18 protein-coding genes, 1 tRNA gene and 2 pseudogenes are annotated in these 24,292 nt (G+C 63.5%); 8 read left to right on the forward strand and 13 right to left on the reverse strand.

From position 1 onward, the window contains the following. Nucleotides 1-80: 80 nt before the first annotated feature. From XH88_RS34865 to XH88_RS34900, 8 genes are all read right to left on the reverse strand, one after another. Nucleotides 81-605, reverse strand: coding sequence for an NADH-quinone oxidoreductase subunit B family protein (locus tag XH88_RS34865; RefSeq protein ID WP_271672722.1), 525 nt, complete (start codon nt 603-605; stop codon nt 81-83). 3 nt (nt 606-608) lie between these two features. After that, nucleotides 609-2,123, reverse strand: coding sequence for a hydrogenase large subunit (locus tag XH88_RS34870; protein ID WP_271672723.1), 1,515 nt, complete (start codon nt 2,121-2,123; stop codon nt 609-611). A 3-nt stretch (nt 2,124-2,126) separates the two neighbouring features. Further along, nucleotides 2,127-3,566: a hydrogenase 4 subunit F gene (locus XH88_RS34875; protein WP_271672724.1), complete on the reverse strand. Its 1,440-nt coding sequence runs from the start codon at nt 3,564-3,566 to the stop codon at nt 2,127-2,129. Further along, entirely contained in the window at nt 3,563-4,225 is a 663-nt protein-coding gene (locus XH88_RS34880) for a hydrogenase-4 component E (RefSeq protein ID WP_271672725.1), read from the reverse strand. The genes XH88_RS34875 and XH88_RS34880 overlap by 4 nt, the downstream gene beginning before the upstream one ends. 3 nt (nt 4,226-4,228) lie before the next feature. Continuing rightward, the gene (locus XH88_RS34885) at nt 4,229-5,185 is read right to left on the reverse strand and encodes a respiratory chain complex I subunit 1 family protein (protein ID WP_271672726.1); all 957 of its coding nucleotides are present in this window, start codon (nt 5,183-5,185) and stop codon (nt 4,229-4,231) included. Continuing rightward, nucleotides 5,182-7,182 (reverse strand): hydrogenase 4 subunit B, encoded by a 2,001-nt coding sequence (gene hyfB, locus XH88_RS34890; RefSeq protein ID WP_271672727.1) that lies wholly within the window; start codon nt 7,180-7,182, stop codon nt 5,182-5,184. The genes XH88_RS34885 and hyfB overlap by 4 nt, the downstream gene beginning before the upstream one ends. A gap of 40 nt (nt 7,183-7,222) precedes the next feature. Beyond that, nucleotides 7,223-7,492, reverse strand: a complete 270-nt coding sequence (locus XH88_RS34895) for a transcriptional regulator (RefSeq protein WP_271672728.1) — start codon at nt 7,490-7,492, stop codon at nt 7,223-7,225. 199 nt (nt 7,493-7,691) lie between these two features. Then, on the reverse strand, nt 7,692-8,213 hold the full coding sequence (locus XH88_RS34900; RefSeq protein ID WP_271672729.1) for a MarR family winged helix-turn-helix transcriptional regulator: 522 nt from the start codon (nt 8,211-8,213) through the stop codon (nt 7,692-7,694). A gap of 178 nt (nt 8,214-8,391) precedes the next feature. Here XH88_RS34900 and XH88_RS34905 point away from each other — a divergent pair, with 178 nt between their 5' ends. The 3 genes from XH88_RS34905 to XH88_RS34915 are packed head-to-tail and all read left to right on the forward strand — an operon-like array spanning nt 8,392 to nt 11,935. After that, nucleotides 8,392-9,432 carry a branched-chain amino acid ABC transporter permease gene (locus XH88_RS34905; protein WP_271672730.1) on the forward strand — a complete coding sequence of 347 codons (1,041 nt, stop codon included), beginning with the start codon at nt 8,392-8,394 and terminating at the stop codon, nt 9,430-9,432. A 5-nt stretch (nt 9,433-9,437) separates the two neighbouring features. Further along, on the forward strand, nt 9,438-11,207 hold the full coding sequence (locus XH88_RS34910) for a branched-chain amino acid ABC transporter ATP-binding protein/permease (protein WP_271672731.1): 1,770 nt from the start codon (nt 9,438-9,440) through the stop codon (nt 11,205-11,207). Then, the gene (locus XH88_RS34915) at nt 11,204-11,935 is read left to right on the forward strand and encodes an ABC transporter ATP-binding protein (protein ID WP_271672732.1); all 732 of its coding nucleotides are present in this window, start codon (nt 11,204-11,206) and stop codon (nt 11,933-11,935) included. Before XH88_RS34910 ends, XH88_RS34915 begins: the two co-directional genes overlap by 4 nt. Here the strand turns inward: XH88_RS34915 and XH88_RS34920 are convergent, their stop codons facing one another. Next, entirely contained in the window at nt 11,936-12,478 is a 543-nt protein-coding gene (locus XH88_RS34920; protein WP_271672733.1) for a disulfide bond formation protein B, read from the reverse strand. It lies immediately after the preceding gene. A 158-nt stretch (nt 12,479-12,636) separates the two neighbouring features. Here XH88_RS34920 and XH88_RS34925 point away from each other — a divergent pair. Both XH88_RS34925 and XH88_RS34930 read left to right on the forward strand, forming a co-directional pair. Beyond that, nucleotides 12,637-12,721, forward strand: a tRNA-Leu gene (locus XH88_RS34925). A gap of 181 nt (nt 12,722-12,902) precedes the next feature. Beyond that, nucleotides 12,903-13,094 (forward strand): annotated as a pseudogene (locus XH88_RS34930) (transposase); the annotation flags it as partial. Nucleotides 13,095-13,342: 248 nt separating this feature from the next. On the opposite strand, the gene XH88_RS34935 reads toward XH88_RS34930, so the two are convergent. Next, the gene (locus XH88_RS34935) at nt 13,343-17,314 is read right to left on the reverse strand and encodes an AAA family ATPase (protein ID WP_271672734.1); all 3,972 of its coding nucleotides are present in this window, start codon (nt 17,312-17,314) and stop codon (nt 13,343-13,345) included. 996 nt (nt 17,315-18,310) lie between these two features. Here XH88_RS34935 and XH88_RS34940 point away from each other — a divergent pair. Next, a complete protein-coding gene (locus XH88_RS34940) occupies nt 18,311-19,603 on the forward strand; it encodes a hypothetical protein (protein WP_271672735.1) in 1,293 nt (430 codons plus the stop codon). A gap of 759 nt (nt 19,604-20,362) precedes the next feature. Here the strand turns inward: XH88_RS34940 and XH88_RS34945 are convergent. Both XH88_RS34945 and XH88_RS34950 read right to left on the reverse strand, forming a co-directional pair. Next, nucleotides 20,363-20,444 (reverse strand): annotated as a pseudogene (locus tag XH88_RS34945) (transposase domain-containing protein); the annotation flags it as partial. Nucleotides 20,445-20,959: 515 nt separating this feature from the next. Beyond that, the gene (locus tag XH88_RS34950) at nt 20,960-22,432 is read right to left on the reverse strand and encodes a hypothetical protein (RefSeq protein WP_271672736.1); all 1,473 of its coding nucleotides are present in this window, start codon (nt 22,430-22,432) and stop codon (nt 20,960-20,962) included. Nucleotides 22,433-22,551: 119 nt separating this feature from the next. On the opposite strand from XH88_RS34950, the gene XH88_RS34955 reads away from it, so the two are divergent. Continuing rightward, nucleotides 22,552-23,388 (forward strand): IclR family transcriptional regulator, encoded by an 837-nt coding sequence (locus tag XH88_RS34955; RefSeq protein WP_271672844.1) that lies wholly within the window; start codon nt 22,552-22,554, stop codon nt 23,386-23,388. 132 nt (nt 23,389-23,520) lie between these two features. Here the strand turns inward: XH88_RS34955 and XH88_RS34960 are convergent, their stop codons facing one another. Further along, complete coding sequence (locus tag XH88_RS34960) at nt 23,521-23,979, reverse strand: DUF6314 family protein (RefSeq protein ID WP_271672737.1); 459 nt, start codon at nt 23,977-23,979, stop codon at nt 23,521-23,523. A 79-nt stretch (nt 23,980-24,058) separates the two neighbouring features. Between XH88_RS34960 and XH88_RS34965 the strand changes: the two genes are divergently transcribed. Further along, a complete protein-coding gene (locus tag XH88_RS34965) occupies nt 24,059-24,292 on the forward strand; it encodes a hypothetical protein (RefSeq protein ID WP_271672738.1) in 234 nt (77 codons plus the stop codon).

A 24,292-nucleotide genomic window follows, 5' to 3' on the forward strand; every position in this document is an offset into this window, starting at 1 on the left:
TCTTCCGTCCACGCCAGCCATCGGGACAGCGAAGGCCGGATCCATTGGCTGCTCGCAACGACCGAGGATGTGGGTGCGGCTCACCGCTTGGCGCCGACGTGCTCCAGCAGCGCGAGCAGGCCCTTCAACAAATCCATTGGCGACGGCGGACAACCTTTGATGTGCAAATCCACCGGAACCGTCTCGGATACGCCACCGACGCAGGCATAGCTGCCTCTGAAAATCCCGCCGTCGACCGCACATCCGCCGACCGCAACGACCCATTTCGGATCGGGCGTCGCGTTGTACGTCCGCTCCAGCGCCTGTCGCATGTTCTTCGTCACGGGCCCCGTGACCAGCAGCACGTCGGCATGGCGCGGTGAGGCGACGAAGCGCAGGCCGAAACGCTCGACGTCGTAGAAGGCGTTGGACAGTGCGTGAATCTCCAGCTCGCAGGCGTTGCAGGACCCGGCATCGACCTCGCGAATGGCAAGAGAACGACCAAGCCTGGCCTGGGCGGTGCGGCCGACTTTCGTTGCAAGCTCCGCCAGCGCCGATTCGTCCGGCGCCGGTGCCGGCTCCGTCAGCGAACCGTGGGTGAGGCTTTCGAGCAGAGTCTTGCGCATGGCTTAGAGGTCCGCGCCAGAATAGGAACAGTTGAACGACTTATTGCAGAGCGGGAAGTCGGCAATGATGTTGCCCTCGATCGCCGTCTCCAGCAGCGGCCACTGGAACCACGACGCGTCGCGCAGGTGGCAGCGTTCAACGCGCAACTCGCCATCGAGCCGTAGCCACACCAGAACGTCGCCCCGGAAGGCCTCGGCAAGCGCCATGCCCTCGCAGGCACCGCGACCGATCCCGGACGGCAGTGCGGTCAGGAGCTCTGCCGGCCCAAGTCGGCCTAGGATCTGCTCGATCAGTTCGACGCTCTGCTCGACCTCGCGGATTCGGATCCAGACCCGCGCATTCACATCGCCGGCGTCCAGCACCGGTACCTCGAACGACAATTGATCGTAGGGCGCGTAAGCAAGCGTGCGTCGTGCATCGAAATCCCGGCCCGAAGCGCGGCCGACATAGCCGCCGGCGCCAAACCGGCGCACATAGTCCGCCTTCACGATGCCTGTGGTGACGGTGCGGTCCTGCAACGAGGCCGTATTGTCATAGAGCTCGATCAGGCGCGGAAAGACCTTACGCAGTTCCGTGAGCAGCGCGCGTAGCGCGGAAACGCCGTCCGGCGCGATGTCACGCGTCACACCGCCGGGCACGATGACGTCCATCATCAGGCGATGGCCGAACGCGACATTCGCAGCGCGCAGGCAGCGCTCACGCAGAATACCGGTCTGGGCATGCATCAGCGCGAACGAGGCGTCGTTGCAGATGGCCCCAATGTCGCCCAGATGATTGGCGAGCCGCTCCAGTTCCGCCATCAGCGCCCGCAGCCAGGTCGCGCGCTGCGGCACCTCCACGTCCAGCGCCGCCTCGGCAGCGCGCGCAAAGGCGAAAGCGTAGGCGACGGCGCTGTCGCCGGAGGTGCGGTTGGCAAGTTTTGCTGCGGCCTCCAGGCTCGCGCCCTGCATCAGCGACTCGATGCCCTTGTGGGTATAGCCGAGCCACTGCTCCAGCCGCGCCACATGCTCGCCATTCGCGGTGAAGCGGAAATGGCCGGGCTCGATGATCCCGGCATGGACGGGGCCGACCGCCACCTGGTGCAACGCCTCACCCTCGGCGGGGAGGAACCGGTATGGCCGCGCGTCGCGCGACGTGTTGCGGCCGGAAAGCGGATAGGGTTTGCCCCAGGCATGGTGATCGAGCCATGGCCGCAGATCGTCAGCGGCAGTTGGGACAAGCCCGAACAGATCATGAATGGTCCGTTCCAGCCGAAGCGCTGGCCGATGGCGGCTGGCGACGCTTGGAAATGTGCCGGCCGTACATGCATAGGTGACAACCGCGATCTCGGCCGAGCCGTCGTCGAGCAACGCCATATGCACCGCAGCCGGCTCGCCCCAGAAGCCGAGCAGTGTGAGGCCTCCCTCGACCAGTCGATCGATCGCTGCCTTCCAGCCCGTCTCCGTAACAACCGCGCGCGGCCAGGGCCGGTGCGACAACACCGCGTTGACATAGGGGATGCTGTCGAGGATGCCCATCGCCTACCCCAGGAGCTTCGCGACGTTCTGGAAGCCGGTGACCAGCACCGGCGGCAGATAGATGCCGGCCATCAGCACCAATCCGAGGTGCGTGAACATCGGCACGTATGAGGCCGCCGCAGGCGCGGTCTTCCCCTTGGGCTCGCCGAACATCACCGGGCCGATCCGCAAGAACAGCCCGCCGAGTGCGATGATGATGCCGAGCACCAGGAACACCGTCAGCCAGGGCGCGCGGGCGAAAGTCGAGCTCACCACGAGAAACTCGCTCATGAAGATGCCGAGCGGCGGCAGCCCGACGATGGCGATGACGCCGAGCATCAGGCCCCAGCCGAGCGCGGGGTTGGTCGCCGTGAGCCCGCCAATCTCGGCGATCTTCTGAGTGCCCTTGACCTGAGCGACATGGCCCACCGCGAAGAAGATTGCCGACTTGGTCAGCGAATGCATGGTCATGTGCAACAGCCCTGCGAAATTCGCGAGCGGCCCCCCCATGCCGAAGGCGAAAACAATGATGCCCATATGCTCGATCGAGGAATAGGCAAACATCCGCTTGATGTCGCGGCGCCGGTACAGCATCAGCGCAGCGAAGATCACCGAGATCAGGCCCATGGTCACCATCAACGGGCCTGGTGTGATCGCGACAGAGTTGACCGCGAGCATCATCTTGAAGCGCAGGAGTGCATAGAGCGCGACATTGAGCAACAGGCCGGACAGCACCGCCGAGATCGGCGTCGGGCCCTCGGCATGCGCATCCGGCAGCCAGGCGTGCAGCGGCGCGAGGCCGACCTTGGTGCCGTAGCCGAGCAGGAGAAAGACGAAGGCGACGTTGAGCAACGCCGGGTCGAACTGTGCGGCGTGCTTCACCAGCACCGTCCACACCATGCCGTCCATCCCCTCGCCCACCACGGGGCGCGCCGCCATATAGACCAGGATCGTGCCGAACAGCGCGAGTGCGATGCCGACGCTACCGAGGATGAAATATTTCCAGGCGGCTTCCAGCGCCTCATGGGTGCGATAGATACCGACCATCAGCACGGTCGTCAGCGTCGCCATCTCGACCGCGACCCACATCAGGCCAATATTGTTGGCGATGAGCGCGAGGTTCATCGCGAACATCAGCATCTGGTACATCGCGTGGTAGAAGCGCAGGAAGGCCGGCGTCAGCCGTCCGGTCTCGATCTCGTGATGGATGTAGCTCGCGCTGAACACGGATGTCGTGAAACCGACGAACGTCGTCAGCACGATGAAGACCTTGTTGAGGTCGTCAAGCAGCAGATATTGGCCCGACGTCGGCTCGATCACGAACAGCGACAGCGAGGTGAGGAAGGTCGCGAGCGCCGCAACGACGTTGAGCTTCGCCGTCAGCTTGTAGCCGGGCAGGATCGCGAGCAGCGCGGCCGAGATGGCCGGGATCAGCAGGATCGCAGCGAGGGCATCGACCGTCATCGCCGCTCTCCCCTGAAGCGATCGAGCGCTTGCACATCCACGCTGTCAAACCGCTCGCGGATGCGGAACAGGAAGATGCCGATCACGATGAAGGCGATCAGCACCGAGAAGGCGACGCTGATCTCAACCACCAGCGGCATGCCCTTGGCGCCGGTCGCCGCCAGCACCAGCCCGTTCTCCAGCGACATGAAGCCGACGACCTGGCTCACCGCATTGCGCCGCGTCACCATGATCAGGAGCCCGAGCAGCACCACTGACAGCGCAAAAGCAAGGTCCTCGCGGGCAAGCGCATCCGCGCCCGGCGTCACCCGCAGCATCACCACCATCGAAAGCGCGACGAGGCCGATGCCGGCCATCATGGTCAGCCCGACGCCGATCACGTTCTCGATCTCGCGGTGGATGCCGAGCCGTTTGATGATCCGGTGCAGCGCGACCGGGATGATGATGGCCTTGAAGACCAGCGCGATCAGCGCCGTGACATAGAGATGCGGCGCCTGCTGAACATAGGCCTGCCACGCCACCGACAGCGCCAGCACGCCGGCATGCAGCGCATAGACATTAAGTAGCGCATAGAGCCGGTCCTGGTAGAGCATCATGAAGCTCGCCAGCACGAGGGAGCCGGCGAACAGATGGGCGATGTCGAATTGCAGGCTGCTCATTTCTCAGAGGCTCCCTGACACGAAGCGCAACAGGGTGGCAAGCAATGCCAGCATCAGCGCCGCGCCCAGAAACTCCGGGATCCGGAACACGCGCATCTTGGCGATCGACGTCTCGAACACGGCGAGCAGAAAGCCGAGGACCGTCAACTTGCCGAAATAGAGCAGCGCGCCGGAAAAGAGCCTCGCCACGCTTGCGTCCGCAGTTGCAGTGCCCCATGGCAGGAACACGCAGGCGATCAGCGAGACGTAGAGCAAGAGCTTGAGCTGCGACGACAGATCGATCAGCGCGAGATGACGGCCCGAATATTCCAGCACCATGGCCTCGTGCACCATGGTGAGCTCGAGATGGGTGGCGGGGTTATCAACGGGAATGCGGGCATTTTCCGCCAGCGCCACGATGGTCAGCGCGACGAAGGCCATACCGAGCGACACGCGCAGGCCGACTGCGTCCGAGCCCATGAATTCGGCGACGTAGGAGAGCTGGGTCGATCCCGCGATCATCGCCACTGAGAACACAGTGATCAGCATCGCAGGCTCGGCGAGCGAGGCGATCATCACCTCGCGGCTGGAGCCGATGCCGCCGAAGGCGGTACCGACGTCCATGCCGGCGAGGGCTTGAAAAAAACGGGCGCTGCCGAGCAGCGCGATGATGGCGATGAGATCGGCGGTCCAGGAGAACAACAGGCCGTTGCCGAAAGTCGGTACCAGCGAGGCCGCAACCCAGGTGCCAGCGAACATCAGATAGGGAATGACGCGGAACAGCCAGGATGCGTTGTCCGCGAGCACGACGTCCTTGCGCATCAGACGAATGAGGTCGCGATAGGGCTGGAGCAGCGGTGGCCCCCGCCTGCGTAGCAGCCGAGCCTTCACCTTGCGAACGAAGCCCGTCAGCAGTGGCGCGAGCCCCAACACCAGCGACATCTGGGCGCCCTGGGAGAGGATATCGCGTAGCGTATTCATAGTGCCACCACCAGCAGCAGCACGATGAGCGCCACGAAAACCAGCGTCAGGTAGCGGCGGATGCTGAGGAACTGCAAGATATTGATGCGCTCCGTCGCAAACCCGATGACGATCGCAATCGGCGCGTATAGCTCATCCCAGATCAGATCGCGCAGTTCGATCCGGAACCGCGCGGGAAGCGGCGAAGATGGCGGCGGCATCTCGCCAATCTCGCGCGCGGCAAAGATGACGCTGCCGAACACGCGGCGGATCGGCTGCGAGAAGCTGGAGGCCGAGTACTGGATCGTTGGGTTCGGATCGGGATAGCCACAATCCCAGGCCGGCGCACGGCGCAGGCGGTCGGAGGCGAAACGGTGAATGGCCGACGCCGCCGCCGTGCCGCAGAGTGCCACGAACACGAACACCAGAAGACCGTTATAGGAGCTGCGGCTTTTCGCGATCGGCACGATGGTGAGCCACTGCAACCCGACCTGATGCGGCATGACGTTGCCGACCATATTCTTGCTCACCGGCGCCAGCGCATCGATGAACAGCCCGGGCAGAATGCCGGCTACCAGGCAGAAAGCGGCAAGCATGAGCATTGCGCTCAGCGAGAAGCGGTCGGTCTCATGCGCTGACGCCGCGGCGTCCGAGCGCGGCCGGCCGAGGAAGCTGACGCCATAGAGCTTGACGAAGCAGGCCGCGGCAAAGGCGGCCGCAAGCGCCAGCAAACCGCCGACCGCTGGAATGACCAGCTTGAGCCCCCAGGAGGACAGTTGCGGTGAGAGGAGGATCGCCTGGAAGGTCAACCATTCCGAAACGAAGCCGTTGAATGGCGGCAATGCCGAGATCGCGACGCAGCCGACCAGCACCGCGACCGCCGTCTTCGGCATGCGATGGATCAGCCCCCCGAGCTTCTCCATGTCGCGCTCGCCGGTTGCTCCCAGCACCGCGCCGGCGCCGAAGAACAGCAGGCTCTTGAACAGGGCATGATTGAAGACGTGCAGCATCGCCGCGGTAAAAGCGAGCGCTGCCACCCAATCGAGCCCTTCCGCCTTGAAGGCCAGCGCCAGCCCAAGGCCGGTGAAGATAATCCCGATGTTCTCAATCGTTGAATAGGCGAGCACGCGCTTGATATCGCGCTGCATCAGCGCATAGAGCACCCCCAGCGTCGACGTCGGACCGCCAACCAGCAGGACCACCATGCTCCACCACCACATCGGTTCGGGCAGAAGATCAAAGACGATGCGCACAAAGCCGTAGACGGCGACCTTCGTCATGACGCCGCTCATGAGTCCGGAGACGTGGCTGGGTGCGGCGGGATGGGCAAGCGGCAGCCAGGCGTGCAGCGGCACCAGGCCAGCCTTGGAGCCGGCGCCCAGCAGCGCGAGAATCGCCGCCATGCCGGTCAGCGCCGCGGAAGGATGCGAGGCTCGGATCGCATCGAAATCGTAACCGGCACCGCTCGCGAGCAGGCCAAAGGCGAGCAGCAGCGTCAACGTGCCGAAACTTGCCATCAGAAGATAGACATAGCCGGCGCGGACATTCTCGGCTTCCCGGTGATGCGACACGACCATCGCCCAGGAGGTCAGCGACATGAATTCCCAGGCGACCAGGAAACTGAAGGCATCGTTGGCCAGCACGACGACGTTCATCGCTGCGAGATAGGCAGGATAGAACGGTAGCACGCGGCCGGGGGATTCCTCGTGCCGGCCGTAGCCGAGCGCGAACAGACTCGCAGCGACGCCGCCGAGATTGACGACGACAAGGAAGAAGGCGGACAGGGCATCAAGCCGAAAATGGGCGCCGAGCCAGGGCAGACCGATCGGCAGTATCGCGCTCTGCGTCAGATGAGGGACATAGAGCAGATCGGACAGCGCCGTGACACATAGCGCCGACGTGGCCATCAGGCATCCGCCGTAAAGGATGATTGGGCCGCGCGGGACCGTCGACAGCACGACTCCCGCAGGCGCCAGCGCCAGCAGGACCGCCACCGACCATAACGCCACGGCGATCATGGCCGCTCCTCGATCATGATCTGCGCGCGCAGCATCATCGCTATGACCCGCCCGCGCTCGGGGGTGGAGACTTCAGCCGCACACCGCGGCCCCCGGCGCTCGATGTCGCCCCCTCGGCGATCAGTTCGACGCCGGCAGCCGACAGCGCCTCGACCAGCTTCACCAGGGAATCGACATTGCCGCGGATCAGCCCTTCGGAGGCCTCCATGCGCTGGATCGTCGGCAGCGACAGCGAACAGCGCTGCGCGAGCTCGCGCTGGTCGATCCTGAGCAAGGCACGGGCGGCTCTAAGCTGCGCGGCAGTGATCACGGGGCAGTCCGTAGCAGTTACGGTGATCGATTTGCCAAGCTTAGGATGGGTAAAATGATGTTTCAATCATCATTTTCTATATGCAACGCATCATTCCGCTGGACTCGCACGGAGCTACGCACTCCGGGCATGACGACCGCACGAATGCGGCGCGAGATTCCGAGGCGCGCTTGCGCGCACTCATGAATGACTGTCCTGCTCAGAATTCGTTGGCGATCTTCGACAGCATGCCGAGGAGGGCTTCGCGGTTGGCCTGCCCGAGCAGTTCGTTGAGCCGCGCCTCGTGCTTGGTGGCGACCAGCTTCTTGGCGCGGGCCAGCACGGCCTTGCCCTTGTCGGTCAAAACCAGGATATGCGAGCGGCGATCGTTCGTGGAGCGGATCCGCGCACAAAGGTCACGGCTCTCGAGATTGTCGAGCATGGCGACGAAGTTCGGCCGGAGGATGCCGAGGGTCGAGGCGATCTCGGTCTGGTTCCGGCCCGGGTTCTTCTCGACCAGCAGCAGCACCGAGAATTGCGCCGGCGTCAGCTGGAGCGAGGCCATGCAGCGCAGAAAATTCTCGAACACCTTGAGCTGCGCCCGCTTCAGCACATAGCCGAGCTGTTCCGAGAGCTCGCCGAGCTGGAGGGCTTCGGGCAGTCCCTCGGCGGCGTCCTTGCGGCCCCTGGTCGCGTCACCGGACTTTTCGGACGACTTTTCAGCGGTTTTCGAAACGGTCATCGCCTCATGCTCGCAATCCCGCTAAATTCGGGACGGGTCGTTCCCCACCCTTGATGTTATATTTGATAATTGTTATGGACCATATCAAATATCGTCAGCGTATTTCAATGGCTGTGAACGGACCATCCACCGCAATCGCGCAGGACCGGTCCGGATCGTTAAGGGGGAGCGTCCGGTCTTGAACACCACTATCATGCTGTTCCTGCTGCAGGACGGCATCACCAATGGCGCGATCTACGCGCTGCTCGGCCTCGCGCTGGTGCTGGTGTTCGCCGTCACCCGCGTTATCCTCATCCCGCAGGGCGAATTCGTCACCTATGGCGCGCTGACCTATGCCTCGCTGGCATCGGGCCAGATGCCGGGCACCGCCAAGCTGGCGCTCGCCATGGGCATCGGCGCCTGCGCCTTCGACCTGTTCGTGGCGCGCAAGACGCTGCACAGCCGGCTGATCCTGCGCAGCATCCTCGCCAATATCGTGCTGCCCGCCATCGTACTGGCACTGACGATTTACTTCGCGGCCCAGAAGCCGCCGGTCGCGGTGTGCATCGCGCTGTCGCTGGTGATCGTCGCGATGATCGGCCTCTATCTCTATCGTATCGCGTTCCAGCCGCTGGCCCACACCTCGGTGCTGGTGCTGCTGATCGCCTCGGTCGGCGTGCATCTGGCGCTTCAGGGGCTGGGCCTGCTGTTCTTCGGCGCCGAGGGCCAGCGCGGACCGGCGGTGCTCTCCGGTGCCTTCACCGCGGGCTCGCTCCGCTTCACCGGCCAGAGCCTCACGGTCTATGGCATCACCATCGCCTTCATCGTCGGGCTCTGGCTGTTCTTCGGCCTGACCCTTTACGGCAAGGCACTGCGTGCCACCGCCGTCAACCGGCTCGGCGCCCGGCTCGCCGGCATCCGCACCACGCTGTCGGGCCAGATCGCCTTCCTGCTGGCGTCCGTCATCGGCGCGTTGTCGGGCATCATGATCGTGCCGATCACGACGCTCTACTATGACTCCGGCTTCCTGATCGGCCTCAAGGGCTTTGTCGCCGCGATCATCGGTGGTCTCGTCAGCTATCCTCTGACCGCCGGAGCGGCCGTCTTCGTCGGCATCGTCGAGGCGTTCTCGTCCTTCTATGCCTCCAACTACAAGGAGGTGATCGTTTTCATGCTCCTGATCCCCGTGCTGCTGTTGCGCTCGCTGGCCGCGCCCGCGGTCGAAGAAGAGAAGGACTGAGGCGCATGCAGAGCCGGCTTCCCATTCTCGTCTTCGCAGCTCTCATGGCGGCGATCCCGTTCGTTCCGGGCGTGCCGCCGTTCTGGATCGTGCTGCTCGACAATATCGGCCTCGCCGCGCTGGTTGCGATGGGCCTCGTGCTGCTCACCGGCGTCGGCGGCCTCACCTCGTTCGGCCAAGCCGCCTTCGTCGGCTTCGGCGCCTACACCACTGCGGTGCTGACGACGACCTATGGCTTGTCCCCGTGGCTGACGCTGCCGCTGTCGCTGGTGGTCAGCGGGGTGTTTGCGGTGCTGCTCGGCCTGATCACGGTCCGCCTGTCCGGCCATTATCTGCCGCTGGGGACGCTGGCCTGGGGGCTTGGCCTGTTCTATCTCTTCAGCAAGCTGGAATTCCTCGGGCGTAACGATGGCATCTCGGCAATTCCGCCGCTCTCGATCGGCGCGTTCAGGATGCTCTCGCCGGGCTCGATCTATTACGCGATCTGGGCTGCCGTCCTGATCTCGGCGCTGCTCACCATGAACCTCCTGGACTCCCGCACCGGCCGCGCGATCCGCGCGCTCAGGCGCGGCCATGTCGCGGCCGAGGCGTTCGGCGTGCACACGCCGCGCGCAAAACTCCTGGTGTTCATCCACGCTGCTGTGCTCGCCGGCCTCTCCGGCTGGCTCTACGCCCATCTCCAGCGTGCGGTGACGCCGACCCCGTTCGGCGCCCATGCCGGCATCGAATATCTGTTCATCGCGGTGGTCGGCGGCGCCGGCTATGTCTGGGGCGGCGTGCTGGGCGCGGCGATCGTGGTGATCCTGAAAGAAGTGCTGCAAAGCTATCTGCCGCTGATCCTGCCGGGCTCCGGCCAGGTCGAGACCATCGTGTTCGGCATCATGCTGGTGGCGCTGCTCCAGCTCGCCCCCGGCGGCGTCTGGCCCTGGCTGATGTCTTTCTTTCCCGAGCGCACCCGTGGCAGGAAGCCCGACACCTCGCTGAAGCTCGAGACTCGCTCCCACTCGCCCGGCCAGGGAAGCGTGCTACTTCAGGTCGAGAAGGCGCGAAAGCAGTTCGGCGGCGTGGTTGCGGTCAACAACGTCTCGTTCGACGTCCAGGCCCGCGAGATCGTCGCACTGATCGGCCCGAATGGCGCCGGCAAGAGTACGACCTTCAACCTGATCACCGGCGTGCTGTCGGCAACCTCGGGCTCGATTTCGGTGCTCGGCAAGAAGGTCGATCGCGCGCCGCCGCAGGAGATCGTCAAGCTCGGTATCAGCAGGACCTTTCAGCATGTCAAGCTCGTCCCCGACATGACCGTGCTGGAGAACGTCGCGATCGGTGCGCATCTGCGCGGCCAGTCCGGACCGCTCGCCTCGATGCTGCGGCTCGATCGTGTCGATGAGGCGAAGCTGCTGGCGGAAGCCGCCCGCCAGATCGAGCGCGTCGGTCTTGCCGAGCAGATGCATCAGCTCGCCGGCAGCCTCTCGCTCGGCCAGCAGCGTATCGTCGAGATCGCGCGCGCACTGTGCGTCGATCCGATGCTGCTGCTGCTCGACGAGCCGGCCGCGGGCCTCCGCCACATGGAAAAGCGGCAGCTCGCGAAACTGCTGCGCGATTTGCGCGACGGCGGCATGAGCGTGCTGCTGGTCGAGCACGACATGGGCTTCGTGATGAACCTGGCCGACCGCATCGTCGTTCTCGATTTCGGAACCAAGATCGCGGAAGGTACCCCTGCCACGATCAAGACCAATCCCGAAGTGATCAAGGCCTATCTCGGAGTGGCGGCATGAGCGCGCTGTTGTCCGTCACCGACGCGCATGTCGCCTATGGCAAGGTCGAGGCGGTACGCTCGGTCGGGCTCGAAGTCGGCGAGAACGAGATCGTCACCATCGTCGGTGCCAACGGTGCCGGCAAGACCACGTTGCTCTCGGCCATCATGGGCATCCTGCCGCTGAAGGGCCGCGTCGCCTTTGCCGGCCAGGACCTCGCCCGGCTCGACATCGAGGATCGCGTCGCGATGGGGCTCGGCCTCGTGCCGGAGCACCGCGAATTGTTCGTGACCATGAATGTCGAGGACAATCTCGAGCTGGGTGCTTTCCGCATCGAGCGGAGCAAGGCCAGGGCGTCGATCGAGCAGGTCTATGCGTTGTTTCCGCGCTTGAAGGAGCGGCGCAAGCAGCTCGCCGGCACGCTATCGGGCGGCGAGCAACAGATGCTCGCGATGGGCCGTGCGCTGATGGGCGCGCCGAAACTGCTGATGTTGGACGAGCCGAGCCTCGGTCTCGCGCCGATCATCGTCGCCGACATCTTCCGCATCATCACCGAGCTGCGTGCCAGCGGCGTCTCCGTGCTGCTCGTCGAGCAGAACGCGCAGGCCGCACTGAAGATCGCCGACCATGCCTACGTGATGGAGCTCGGCGAGTTCGTCCTGAGCGGCAAGGCCAGCGACATCGCCGCGAACGAGCGGGTGGCGGCGAGCTATCTCGGCTTCCAGCACGAAGCCGCAAGCGCGCTCTAATCAGGCTCGCTTCGCCGTCCGGGCGAAACCCCAGGCGGCGATCGCGGCCATGAGCAGCGAGATCAGCACGTTGTAGCCGGCGAGCGAGAGGCCGAGGAAGCGCCACTGCACCTCGTCGCAGCGCACGACCTTGACGGTGTCGAGCCGGGACAGCAGATCGCCGGCATTGCCGAGATTGACGACCGGACCGGTGCAATCGGTCGGGCCCTTCCAGAACCCCCATTCGACGCCGGAATGATAGGTGCCGAGCCCGGCATTGGCGAGCGTCGCAAGCGCGAGGACCGCCAGCCCCGCCAGCAGCAGCGGCCGCGGCGCGCCGCTCCGCGCCGCAAGCGCCGTGACCGCCCCGAGCGGGATCGCGAGATAATAGGCGTAGCGCTGCTCGAGGCAGAGCGGACAGGGCAGGATCTCCAGCACCAGCTGGAAAAACCAGGCCCCCGCGATCGTCGCCGCCGCAATCAGGGTGACGACCAGCGATGCGGTGAGCGCGGGGCCGCCGGCAGCGGCGCGAAACGTGGGTATTGCGGCACTCTGGGTCGACACGGCAGCCTCTTTCGATGGGGCATGGTTTTAAGCCTCTAACCCCGGCCCAAGCGCCTGTCGAGAACGTCGGGGATCACTTTGGCGCGGGTTGACCCCGCAATTACCATGGCTATAGTCCGCCGGCTTCGCGACGCCCTCCACGGAGGGGCCGACCGAGGGCCCCTGTGGCGGAACTGGTAGACGCGCTCGACTCAAAATCGAGTTCCGCAAGGAGTGCTGGTTCGATTCCGGCCAGGGGCACCATTTCGCAATTTTCGCTCCTGATCAGGTCGTGTCCCAGAGAGTGGTGTAGCTGATTAGCAAAGCCGCTCGCGACGCGCGCCCCTACATGGCGCCGTAGCGAGCGAGCGGCTTTGCGGGTGGTCACCGATGATTCGTCGGTAAGGTTTGGATTGCGACACCAACCTGATTCGAGGAACCACCGATGACCGACGACATGATGAACCTGCGCGCGCTCGTGGAGAAGACCCCTGACGCCGACCTTTTGCGCGAGATGATCGGCTTTGCCGCCCACCGGCTGATGGAGCTGGAGGTCGAAGGCCAGACCGGAGCGGGCTACGGCGAGAAGAGCCCCGAGCGGCTGGCTCAGCGCAACGGCTACCGCGACCGGAGCTGGGATCCCTAGCCCGATCTGCATTCTTCACGGACGACTATCTGATCTAGCGCGTCTGAGCGACGTCCCACGCTCAATGCTTCTTGACGGTGGATCACCAAGCCGGCCGGCTTTCCTTGTCTGAAAGCGTCCATGAATCGCAGGAACTCAAATCTGCGATGACAGCTTGCTCACCCCTCAAAGGTGCGCACTCACGCGATGTGAAATGGGTAGGGTGTTTCCCTGAGTGATCTATGGACGATCGGGACGATTTAGTCTTCTGGCATTTGGGCGAGGTGAGGTAGCCTGCTCAATTCCGCATCGGCCTGCTCCAGCCAAAACCGCATGTCCATGTCGAGATACATCGTCGTCGCGGCCGCGAGTTGCTCGCCGGCTTGATCCGGTCGGCCGGCGTGCAGATAAAGTTTTCCGAGACCGTGATGGCAACGCGCGGCGAGCGGACGCAGGTCGAGTTCCTTGGCCAGCGCGAGCGCCTCGCGGTAGTAGCCTTCGGCCTGCTCAGGAGAGCCGTCGCGGCCGGACGCTTCGCCCAAAACGTGGAGAGCGGCTGCCTCACCGCTGCGCTGGCCGTTTTCACGAGCCATCGCCAGCGCTTTGGCGGCAAAACGAAGAGCATCCGCATGGCGGCCGGCGAGCATACAAGCTTCGCCCAAAGGCGCCAGAAACAGCGTCTGGGCAAAGCGATGGTCCATCTTCTCGAAGACGGCCAGCGCCTGCTCCAGCATGGGTAGGCCTTTGGCCGTTCGCCCGAGCCGGCAATACACATGGCCCAGGCTGCCCGAACTGCCGGCTGCGAGAAATGGCAGCTTCCACTCGCGAGCCACTTTCAGCCCGCGCTCGTGCAGAACGACAGCGCGGTCCACTTCTCCTCTGGTTGCCAGCAGATCCGCAAGACACCAGCAAACAATGCTCAGGCTATAGGGGTGATCGACCGCCTCGGCGAGGCGGATGCCTTCCTCACCAAGGGCGATCCCGCGCTCGAACTTACCCTGATCGGCATAAATGCGCGTGAGATAGCTGCGAGCGCTCACTGCGGGAAATGCGGCCAGGGAAAAGCGCTGGAAGCTCAAATCGCCATCGAGCAGCCCCAGAACTTTGAGAAAGTGAGACTCGGCCTCGCCGTAATACTGCGTCGAGAAGCACACCGTTCCGAGGAACAGCGATGCCGCGACCTGAAGCGAAAGATCGCCCAGAGAATCGGCAAGAAGCGGGGCTTTCCGACCGAACTCGACCGCGTCCTTTGGATTGCCACTCATACCAAGGGTCTGGCATAGGTGAATGGAAACCTGACAAAGCCGTCGAGGATCGTCCAGACGTCTGGCCAAAACTTCCGCTTCGCGAAGATAGCTGAGGATGCGCCCGAATTGGCCGAGCGGGTCGAGCGAGGTCTTCAGATCAAACCGAAGGTCGATCGCCTGTTCCATCGTCGCGGTGGTTTCTGGCAGCGTCTCGAGGCCGCGCAACGCCCGCTCGAAGAAATTGGCGGCCTCGCGGTTGGCCCAGCGTGCGTGTGCAAGCCGCCCGGCCTTGATCCAATGGTCGACCGCTTCGCGGGCTAGTCCAGCCTCGGTGAAATGATGGGCGACGATCTCGGGATGGCTTTCGGTCTGCGCGGGCGAGCGTTTGATCAGCGCGCGCGCGATATCTGCGTGCAACTGCTGCCGTTGGCTTCTGAGCATCGTGACGTAAGCGGAATCCTGCACCAACGCGTGCTTGAATGAGTAGCTCGCCAGTGGCGGCATGCCGCGGCGGGTGACGAGACCGGAGGCCGTCAGCTGGCCAAGCGCGGCGTCAATATCCAAGGGGGCCAGCGCAGATATCGCGGCGATCAACTCGTAGGAGAATTCCCGGCCGATGGCAGCACCGATCGAAGCCACATCCTTCGCCGCGTCGCCGAGCAGATCGAGGCGAGCCGCCAGCGAGGCCTTCAAAGTCGTTGGTATGGCGGGCGACGGCAGCGCTCCGTCGATGACACTGCCGCCGGATGCCTCGCGCGACAGCCCATCCTCGAGCAGCGCATGGGTCAGCTCCTCGATGAACAGCGGTACGCCGTCGGTACGCGACAGGATCTGCTCGACGATGGCGTCGGGGAGGTCGTCGCGAGCGATGTCGCCAATGATGCCGGCGCTTTCGCTGCGGCCCAGGCGATTGAGGGGCAGCATCGCGACATGTGGCTGGCCGACCCAGGACGGCTGGAATCCCGGTCGGGCCGTGACGAGCAACAGCAGCGGCAGATTTGAAGCGCGGGCCACGATTGCGTCGAGCAGATCGAGGGACGTCGGATCGATCCAGTGCGCATCCTCGACGACGATCAGCACGGGCGTCTGTCCCGTCCCGCCTGAAAGCTGATTGAGAAGGGCGTTGAGAGTCATCTCCCGTCTCTGTTGCGGGCTGATCGCCAACGCCGGATAGCGTCCATCCATCGGCACACCAACGAGCTCAGCGATGAGCGCGACATCGAGCGGCAGATTTGTCGCCGTCGGCTCGAGCAGGGCTTCCAGCCTGTCGATCCGCGCGCCGGCGCCACTGCCCGATTCGAAGTTCGCAGCCTGTTCCAATTGGGCGATGACCGGGTAGAGGGCGCTGTGCGTATGGTGCGGAGAGCAAAAATAGCGCAAACGGCGATGCTGCCCGTCCTCCAGCCTTTCCAGCACGCTCTCGACGAGACGCGACTTGCCGATGCCGGGTTCGCCCGACAACACGACGACGCGGCCCGCGCCGGACCTTGCCTGATCCCAGCGGCGCAGAAGCAGCTCGATCTCTTCCTCGCGGCCGACGAGCACGGATAATGATCCGGCGCGTCGGGCATCGAAGCGGCTGACGCCGACAGCCTCGCCGAGCACGTCCCACGCGGTCAGCGCGTGTGGCAGTCCCTTGGCCTCTATGTCCGGCAGCCTGCGATACTCGAACAATTGCCCGAGTAGCCGCCGGGTGCCGGCTGCGATCACGACCTGACCCGGCGCGGCCGCGGTCCGCAACCGCATTGCCAGGTCCGGCGTCTCGCCGATCGCAAGTTGTTGCCGCATGTCGCCGGGTATCGGCTTTTCGCCGATCACAACGAGTCCCGTAGCGATCCCGACGCTTGCCCGAGGCGGGTTGCCGGCCGGCGCGCTCAGGATCCGGACGGCGTCGACGATGGCAAGGCCTGCGCGCACAGCATGCTCGGCGTCGTGCTCGTTGGCTGTGGGGTAACCGAAATAGATCAAGACGCCGTTGCCCTGGTGCTGGGCGACGAAGCCATGGAATTGCGCGGCAATATTGGCCGCCAACTGATGGAAGGCGATGATCTGATCGTGGACATCCTCTGGGTCGCGGTCTGCGGAAAGGGACATCGCTCCCATCAGGTCGCACGCCATGATCGTCAATTGACGCTGCTGGCGGCTGCCGCGATGGAGCAATTGCGGGGGTGCATCGCCGTCCCGCGCGGTGACAGCTACGGCTTCAGGACCCGGCTCATCAACGCCGCGCGTGGGCTCACTCACATGCGCTGCGGCGGATGGCCTGGCGTTGCGGAGCCCGGCAACGAGCGACTGGGTGACCGCGTCGGGCTCGGTATTCAGCTCGCGCTTGAGCAGCACGACCAGGTGTTGGTAGCGCTTGAGCGCTTCAGCCTTGCGTCCCGTGGCTGTGAGCGCCTGGATGATCAGCCGATGCGCGTCTTCGCGCAAGCCATTCACTGCAATGGCCCGGTTGGCGTTCTTGAGCGCGAATTCCGGGTTTCCCGACTGCAACGCGTGCTGGCCGTGCCGGACCATGGAATCGACCGCCAGGTCTTCCAGCCGCTCTCGCTCTCGATCGCGCCATTCCGACCAAGCATCTTCATCGATATTCAAATCCGCCAGCAGCGGATTGCGATACAGATCGGCGGCCGCAGCCAGCGATGCGCGGCTGCCTTCGAGGATCAACGCCTCGAAACGGACAGCGTCGCAATCGATCACGCCGGGTGCGAGCCAGACGTCATGGTCGTCGCTGAAAATGGCCTCCTGGCCGAGAATTCGGCGTAACCTCACCAGGCTCTGGCGCAGATTCTGCCGGGCCTGGGTTTCGAAATGCGAGCCCCAGAGCAGGTTCGCGAGCTTTTCGCGCGATTGGGGGCGAGGCGCCGTGCAGGCCAGATAAGCCAGCAGCCCGGCAAGCTTCCGGCCGGGTAACGGGATCGCGCCGTCGCTTGTGGTCAGCTCAAAGCGCCCGAACAGCGTAAGGCCAAATCTCGGAAGTTGCACGCTGTCTCTCATTCCAAACGTGGCCCTGGCGCTTGGAGATCGTGTCCCCGGAAGCCCATCTTACATGGTTTGGCACATTTTGAATGCCGCCCAAGCAAGAGTCACGCCGTTGTCACGCCTGACTGACGCAGGCGTTGACGGCGGTCAGCTTACAAAGACGTCATCGGCGGGGATTTCCGATGACCCTCCGGCGGATTCGAAAGGACATGAGGATCATGATGTATCGAATGATGATCGCGGCGGCGCTGCTCGTGACGACCGCGGTAGCTAGCCCAGTGATGGCGGTCGAACCGGGTGCAGCGGGGCACGGTACCACACCCCCTCTCGTTCACGGCCTCTCAGTCGCTCATCCGGAGGCTAATAACCCACGCCCGGTCGCCAATAACCCGCACCCGGTCGTCAATAACGCCGCACGCACGTATCGGCTGCACCGCACCGGGGGCGGGGGCTGATTGGCCGCGGCGGCTCCGCCGCCGCTCGGTCGCCAGATTCCAGGCCGCGCCGTCATCGGCGGGGATTTCCGATTGCTCTTCGACGGATTTGAAAAGGACATGAGGATCATGATGTATCGAATGATGATCGCGGCCGCACTGCTCGTGACGATCGCCATGGATAGCCCTGTGATGGCGTACAACCCTGGTACTCCGAGCCTACGCTATAAGGACAAAAGCGGCGCAACTGTCACGGTCCCCGGCCCCGGGGGAGGGAGCGTTTTTACGGGCACCACCATAGGTGGCCCGGGGGGGGGCGAGGTACGGGTCTGGGAGAACTTGTCCCTCCTTTCCCTGTAACGGGACCGGCTCCACCCCCGGAACAAGGCCAACGCCAAGGCGATAGGCCAACATGTGGCTGGAACATAGTTCGTTATGCGCCCAGCCCGCGCCCCGCGAGACGGCCGTAACCATCGCTGTCGGGAATCGAGTAAGGAGGTCGTCGCGGATTCGGCGACCTCGCTGTCATTGAGTCACGAGAAGCTCCAGTCCGTGTAAGTTCGTCATGTGCGCCCACGTCTTCCTTTATGTTCGAAACGCACGGCAATGCGCGCCATCCCGGCGATTGGATGGGGCATCGATCAATCGTTCGTTGCCATTGCGAGGAGCGCTGGCGATCATCTGCGTAGCGACGGCTGCCACGGCCGTGAATGCTGCCGAATCCGCCCAGCCCAACTGGTCGCTGAGTGCCGATCAGGAGTTGCGATATTCCAGCTGGAGCGGAACGAGGGGTTATCCCGGCAGTGGCTCGGAGGCCCCTGGCGCAGGTTCGCAATTTTATGCATTGTCGACGGTTCAGGCGACCGGGCAGCCGTTTGAAAATTTGAAAGTGGAGCTGGTCGGCAAGGGTGGCTATGTCTGGTCACAGCAGTCGACGCCGGGACTGACCGGTACGGTGGGGACCACCACCGATACGGTCGTGTCGGGCACGGTGACTTATCTCGGCATCCCCGGCATTCAGCCCTTCATTGCCATGAACCTGAACCTTCCCACCGGGACGACAGCGCTCTTTGGCAGCGCGGCAAATGCGCGGATGGACCCTGACATCGTCGACCTCGCGACCTTCGGCGAGGGATTGAACATTGGGCCGACCGTCGGCGTCAACATACCCATCAGTGACGCGTTGATGCTGACGTTAAGCTCCGGCTATACATGGCGCGGCGGCTATCGCACCGAGGCGCCGTTCGATCCCACAGCCGCGGAGCAGTCAACCACGTTGGTGGAGCCGGCACAGGTCGCGACGCAGAGTGTGTCGCTCGGTTACCAGCTGGACAAGCTGACCCTGCTGGCTTCGGCGTCGTACGCCCACGAAACCACGAGCTACCTGGATCATGTTGCGTCGTATCAGCTCGGCGACCGTTACACTGTGTCCGGTGCGGCAGGATACGCATGGACACCATCGTCAAGCACGACATTCACGGCGTCATGGACGAATGCCGAGAAGAACAGGGTTCTTGATCCGGACTTGTTGGTCCTTATCCCCGAATCGTTCCGTACCAACAGCGCCGTGTATCGATACCGCCTCGAGCAAACCTTCACGAACGGCAACTGGACGGTCGCGCCAATGGTGAATTACATGCTGCGCGATCAAAACTCCTACAATCCGATCACCCTTCAATTCATTCCGGCAAAGACGCGCATCGGCGCCGGAGGCTCTGCGCAGTACGCGATCGGCAAAGAGATGTCCCTGAGAGCAAGTGTGGAGCATTTCTGGATCCATGAAGACCCCACCGAGCGGACGCCTGACAGTCGCACTCTGGGGTGGGTTGCAATGCTTGGCGGGAGTGTGAAATTTTGAGACGCATCAGATTGAGCGGACTTGCTCTCGTTGCAGCGTTCGTCGGCGGCTTGTCGATGTCCACCCAGGCGCTGGCGCAAACGGCATGCCCCGAAGGCAGAACTGCCGGTGGCGCATGTGTCAACGGCAGGCTTGCGAAGGCGATGCGTAATCGCGCGATCATCTTCACCCAGCCCAAATTGTCCTACACCGGTGCGCCGGCTTCGCAGAGCCGTGGCGAGAGCCAGGACACGGGCACGCCAAGATTGATTGAGAGGTCTTACGACAAGTACGGACCTCCTCCGCCCCAGCCTGTGCCGGCTGTCATTGGGGGATTCCCTGTCCCGGGGGGATTCCCATGAATTTTCTGAAGAGGTCGGACCTCTATCTCAGCGATAGTCCTTGAGTGTGCCGAGGCCGGAACTGCTAGCGGCGCATGCGTCAATCGCGGACTGGCCGCCGCTCTGCGCGACCGGGCGATTGTCTTCACCCCAGCCCAAATTGTCTTACACTGGTGCGTCGGTTTCGCAGAGCCGCGGCGAGACCCAGGACACGGCCACCCCGAGATCGATCGAGACGTCCTACAACAAGTTTGGCCCTCCTCCGCCGGGTGCTGTCCTAATTGGGTCACTCGCAGGGGGAATTAGGACACTACTCTCGCGACCTGGGTGACGGTAGTGACGTGATGGACCTTGTTGACGTGGGTGATCATGCCACGGCTCGAGCGCTGATGCGGGCGTCCAATTTCAGGGCAGTATTCGTCCCGCCGACGCGCTGGGTGAGAGACGATGCGAGCAAGAACATCGGCCAGCCAGACTTGCGGATTGACGCCATTCATTTTGGCGGTGACGATCAGGCTGTGGAAGCGGATGTCTGTGGGGAAGCCGTAGCGCGGTTATGATTTTATAGCGTAATTTCAATAACGTACGAGTTCGCAGTTTTATCCTGAATGGCGCACCAATCGGGCTGTTCAGGCTCGTCCGAAAGCGTCGCACCCTTCCGCGGAGTGCTCGGAAGCCCTCGAAAATAGGCTCTTCCGCTTCCATCGGCGTTCGCCACCGTTTGTTCTCATCCGATCCCAGCCGGCCGATTTGTTGTTGGGTATCCGGAGCACAACCGTGCGCGGTGGAATTTCGTCAAATCGAACGGCGTAACCAGGCAGATCGCCAGCCCGTTTTGGCGGCGGCGATCATCGCGGACCAGGTCTCGGTCGGTCTGTGGTCGTCGGACGGGTGGTAACAACGCGCGCGTGAAACGCAAACTTCCGGGCTTCATGCAAGGCCGCGATTCCGCGATTGCTGAGACATGCTTCTACGGCCTCGGACGCCGCCATGCCACGACCACCTGATCCCATGCCGCCAAGATCGTATCAGCATCTCACCGTGGCACTACGGAGATGTCGACCGAGGGGCGCAGTTCGGCGCAGACCGCGAGCACTTCGTGAATGTCGCTGGCGAGGAACTTGTCGAAGGGCGTGTCGTCGCCCACCGAGGCGCGGCCTATTTCGGGGAAGGCCTGTTGTTTCAGAATGTAGTCAAAACGCGACGCCCATTTGCGGGCGCCGAGCCGCGCCGTAGTCGAGCAATTGTCGACCATGTACGACACGCCCTTGTAACTCATATACGGATTAAGCGAGTCGACTGCCTCGATGATCGATTCATTGGCGATCTCCGAGTACGGATGGCCGTGATCCTTCAACACATCGACCTGCGCCATCATGCAGGCGAGATAGACACCAGCGGTCTCCGGATTCACCGGCGCGTAATTGCGCGCGCTGTCGGCACGGACCTTATCGCCGACCGTCCACATCTCGGTGGAGTCGATCCTACCCATCGGATAGACGCCGTGGCGGCGGGTTGCCTGTATGACGCTGCGCACCTCGTTGCCCGAGGCGACGTCGTCGTAGATCTCTTCGAGAATCTCGCGGCATGGATGATACGAGGCATTGTAGGCGGCGCGGAACGCCGCCTTCTCCCTGTCGTCGAGTTGCTCATAGACCGCCTTCAGGCCGGAGCGTGAGATCGCCTTGCTGATCGGCCCGGTGATCGACTCCGCGGTGTTAAGGAAGGCGTTGTCCTTGGGCATACCCTGCCCGACAAACCGCTCGTAAAGACTCTCCGCGATGCCGTGCACGGCGCCCAGCAGGATACCGCGCTCGCCGAAGATGTCGGACTTGTATTCGGACTCCAGCGTCGTCTCGAAGGTGTAAGGCGAGCCCAGCGCGACGGACCAGCCGAGCGCGTAGTCGGTCGCCTTGCCATTGACGTCCTGATGCACGGCGAAGCTCGCATTGATGCCCGCACCGTTGATGGCACGCCCCTGCTCGTAGAGCCGCCGCACCGAGGGACCCATGCCCTTCGGGCAAACCGCGATGACGTTGATGTCTATCGGGAAGTCTTCGCCCTGCGCCTGCAGATGCGAGAGCAGAAAGCCGTGACTCAGACCCAGCGTCGTGCCCGGTCGAAAGGCGGCGAATATCTTGCGATAGTTTTCGGCAAATGCGGCGTCGGAGATCAGCAGCAACGTCATGTCGCTCTCGCGGATGACGTCATACATCTCGCCGAGCGTGCCGTTCTCCTCGGTGAAACCGAGCGCGGCAGCTTCCTCCATCGACGGCGAGCCCTTGCGCAATCCGACCTTGACGCGAATGGGCGAACCTTCCAGCGACTCGCGCAGGTTCTGCGCCTGCGCCGGGCCCTGCGACGACCAGCCGATGACACCGATCTGTTTGATGCCGTCGAATGCCTTCGGCAGCAGCGAAAACAGGTGACGTCCGCCGGCGAGAATCGTCTCCTCGCGGTCGGCCATGTTGACTATGCGGGTCTCGAAGGTTTTTGAGATGAAGGCCATGGCTTACCACTTGTATCCACTATATGGATGTTTATTTGTCCATAATACACACAAGAAACGGCTAGCTGAAACGAAATTTGATTGTCGCAACGAAAAACTTGATCCATAATATGAATATTATGAGGCCGCCGAGTGCAGAATCAAGAAATCAATCCGGCGCGCAAAGCATCGAGCGCGCGATCGACGTCATGCGGCGCGTCGCAGAGGCCGGCGCGCATGGCGTGCGCCTGACAGATTTAGTGAATGCCACCAGACTGAAGCAGCCGACAGTCTCGCGCCTTGTCGGCGCGCTCATGCGTGAAGGATTGATCGATCAGGACAGCGAGAGCCGGCGGTTTCATCTCGGCGTCGAAACGTTTGCGCTCGGCGCCATCGCAAGCGCGCGCTTCGGCATCCACAAGCTTGCACTCGATGCATTGATGCAACTTGCGGCGGCGACTGAGGACTCCGCATTTCTGTCCATTCCGCGCGACACGCTGTCGATCTGCCTGCACCGCGAGGAAGGCGCTTTCCCGATCCGCACCCAGGTCCTTAAGGCCGGCGACCGCTATCCGCTCGGCGTCGGCGCCGGCAGCCTCGCCATTCTTGCAGCGATGCCCGACGCGGATGTCGATCGGGTGATCGCGAAGAACGCTGCGCGGGTTGCCGAGGCCTTTCCCACTCATTCGCCGAACCGACTGCGTCAACTGGTGACTGAGACACGCCAGGCCGGCTTCGCTGTCAACAGCGGGCTGATCGTACCCGGCTCATGGGGCATCGGTGTTGCCGTCATCGGCACCGAGGGAAAGCCGGCCGGCGCGTTGAGCGTGGCCGCGATCGAGTCGCGTATGGGCGAGTTGCGTCGTCGCGAGGTTGCCGGACTGTTGCAGGCGGCAGCGACGGAGCTATCGGTACGGCTGCGCGAGCTCCACAGCGTCAGCAGAAAGAGCGACGCAACGCGCCGGCGGGCTGGTTGAACGCGCACAGAAAGCTCTTGACGGGTCTGCGGATCAACCGGGATCGGTCCCACGTCTGGGCATGATGAGAGCAGAAGCCGAGGACGCACACGATGGTTCTCGAGCGCGGCTCCCGTTCGTGCCTCCCTTGTTTCATTTCCGCGTATAGGCCGTCACCATGGTGTAGTCCTTGCGCGGGCCCGACACCGCGTGACGAACGATAAAGCGGCCATCGGCCAGGAAAGTGTAGGTCGACTGATAATGGTCGAGATTGCAGAGATGGCCCGCGCTTCCGCTGAGGGCGCCTTCAGCGGATGCGAATAGCGATATCTCATGGAAGAGCTGCGGCGGGGCCTTCTTGAAGAAGACCAAGAATCCGCGCTCGCCCTGGCGGAAGATATACTCGCGCTCTGCTTCGAGCGTGGTGCCATTCGCCAGCGTCAGATGCCCCTGCTCGCGATAGGCGAACATCCCATCTTCCGACGGCGTGACGACCGCGGCGCCCTGCATGGTCGCCTGGCCTGTGATGATCCGGCTTAACGACCAGGAGCCGGCCAGCCTGTTCACCACCTCGGCGGCGGTGCCCCAGCCCTCGATCACGGTTTCGTTCATATCCTCAGGACCCGAATTCGACATCGCCGAGCCAGTACCTATATCCTGGGGCAATGCGTGTCGATGCAGCGAATATGTGATGGCTAGGAGACCCACGACCGAAACGAACGCAGACGACCTGCCCCGCTATTTCGTCTGGGTCCGCGGCCTCGACGGGCCTGAGCCGCAGAAATGGGTGGACATGGATTTCGGCGTCGGCGACTGGAAGCGGCCACTTGTGCTGGCCTGGCGGGAATTGTCGGCGGACGAGCGACGCCTGTCGCTCTCGATGCTGGCGCGGCGATACCCGCCACCGGAGGTGGAGATGCTGTAG

The organism is Bradyrhizobium sp. CCBAU 51627, assembly GCF_028128765.1.
Classification (GTDB): domain Bacteria; phylum Pseudomonadota; class Alphaproteobacteria; order Rhizobiales; family Xanthobacteraceae; genus Bradyrhizobium.

Excerpts from the sequence above, each read along its gene's own strand:
- XH88_RS34865 (WP_271672722.1), bottom strand. The coding sequence starts at position 605 with ATGCGCAAGACTCTGCTCGAAAGCCTCACCCACGGTTCGCTGACGGAG.
- XH88_RS34870 (WP_271672723.1), bottom strand. The coding sequence starts at position 2,123 with ATGGGCATCCTCGACAGCATCCCCTATGTCAACGCGGTGTTGTCGCAC.
- XH88_RS34875 (WP_271672724.1), bottom strand. The coding sequence starts at position 3,566 with ATGACGGTCGATGCCCTCGCTGCGATCCTGCTGATCCCGGCCATCTCG.
- XH88_RS34880 (WP_271672725.1), bottom strand. The coding sequence starts at position 4,225 with ATGAGCAGCCTGCAATTCGACATCGCCCATCTGTTCGCCGGCTCCCTC.
- XH88_RS34885 (WP_271672726.1), bottom strand. The coding sequence starts at position 5,185 with ATGAATACGCTACGCGATATCCTCTCCCAGGGCGCCCAGATGTCGCTG.
- hyfB (WP_271672727.1), bottom strand. The coding sequence starts at position 7,182 with ATGATCGCCGTGGCGTTATGGTCGGTGGCGGTCCTGCTGGCGCTGGCG.
- XH88_RS34900 (WP_271672729.1), bottom strand. The coding sequence starts at position 8,213 with ATGACCGTTTCGAAAACCGCTGAAAAGTCGTCCGAAAAGTCCGGTGAC.
- XH88_RS34910 (WP_271672731.1), top strand. The coding sequence starts at position 9,438 with ATGCAGAGCCGGCTTCCCATTCTCGTCTTCGCAGCTCTCATGGCGGCG.
- XH88_RS34915 (WP_271672732.1), top strand. The coding sequence starts at position 11,204 with ATGAGCGCGCTGTTGTCCGTCACCGACGCGCATGTCGCCTATGGCAAG.
- XH88_RS34940 (WP_271672735.1), top strand. The coding sequence starts at position 18,311 with ATGTGCGCCCACGTCTTCCTTTATGTTCGAAACGCACGGCAATGCGCG.
- XH88_RS34950 (WP_271672736.1), bottom strand. The coding sequence starts at position 22,432 with ATGGCCTTCATCTCAAAAACCTTCGAGACCCGCATAGTCAACATGGCC.
- XH88_RS34955 (WP_271672844.1), top strand. The coding sequence starts at position 22,552 with ATGAGGCCGCCGAGTGCAGAATCAAGAAATCAATCCGGCGCGCAAAGC.
- XH88_RS34960 (WP_271672737.1), bottom strand. The coding sequence starts at position 23,979 with ATGAACGAAACCGTGATCGAGGGCTGGGGCACCGCCGCCGAGGTGGTG.
- XH88_RS34965 (WP_271672738.1), top strand. The coding sequence starts at position 24,059 with ATGGCTAGGAGACCCACGACCGAAACGAACGCAGACGACCTGCCCCGC.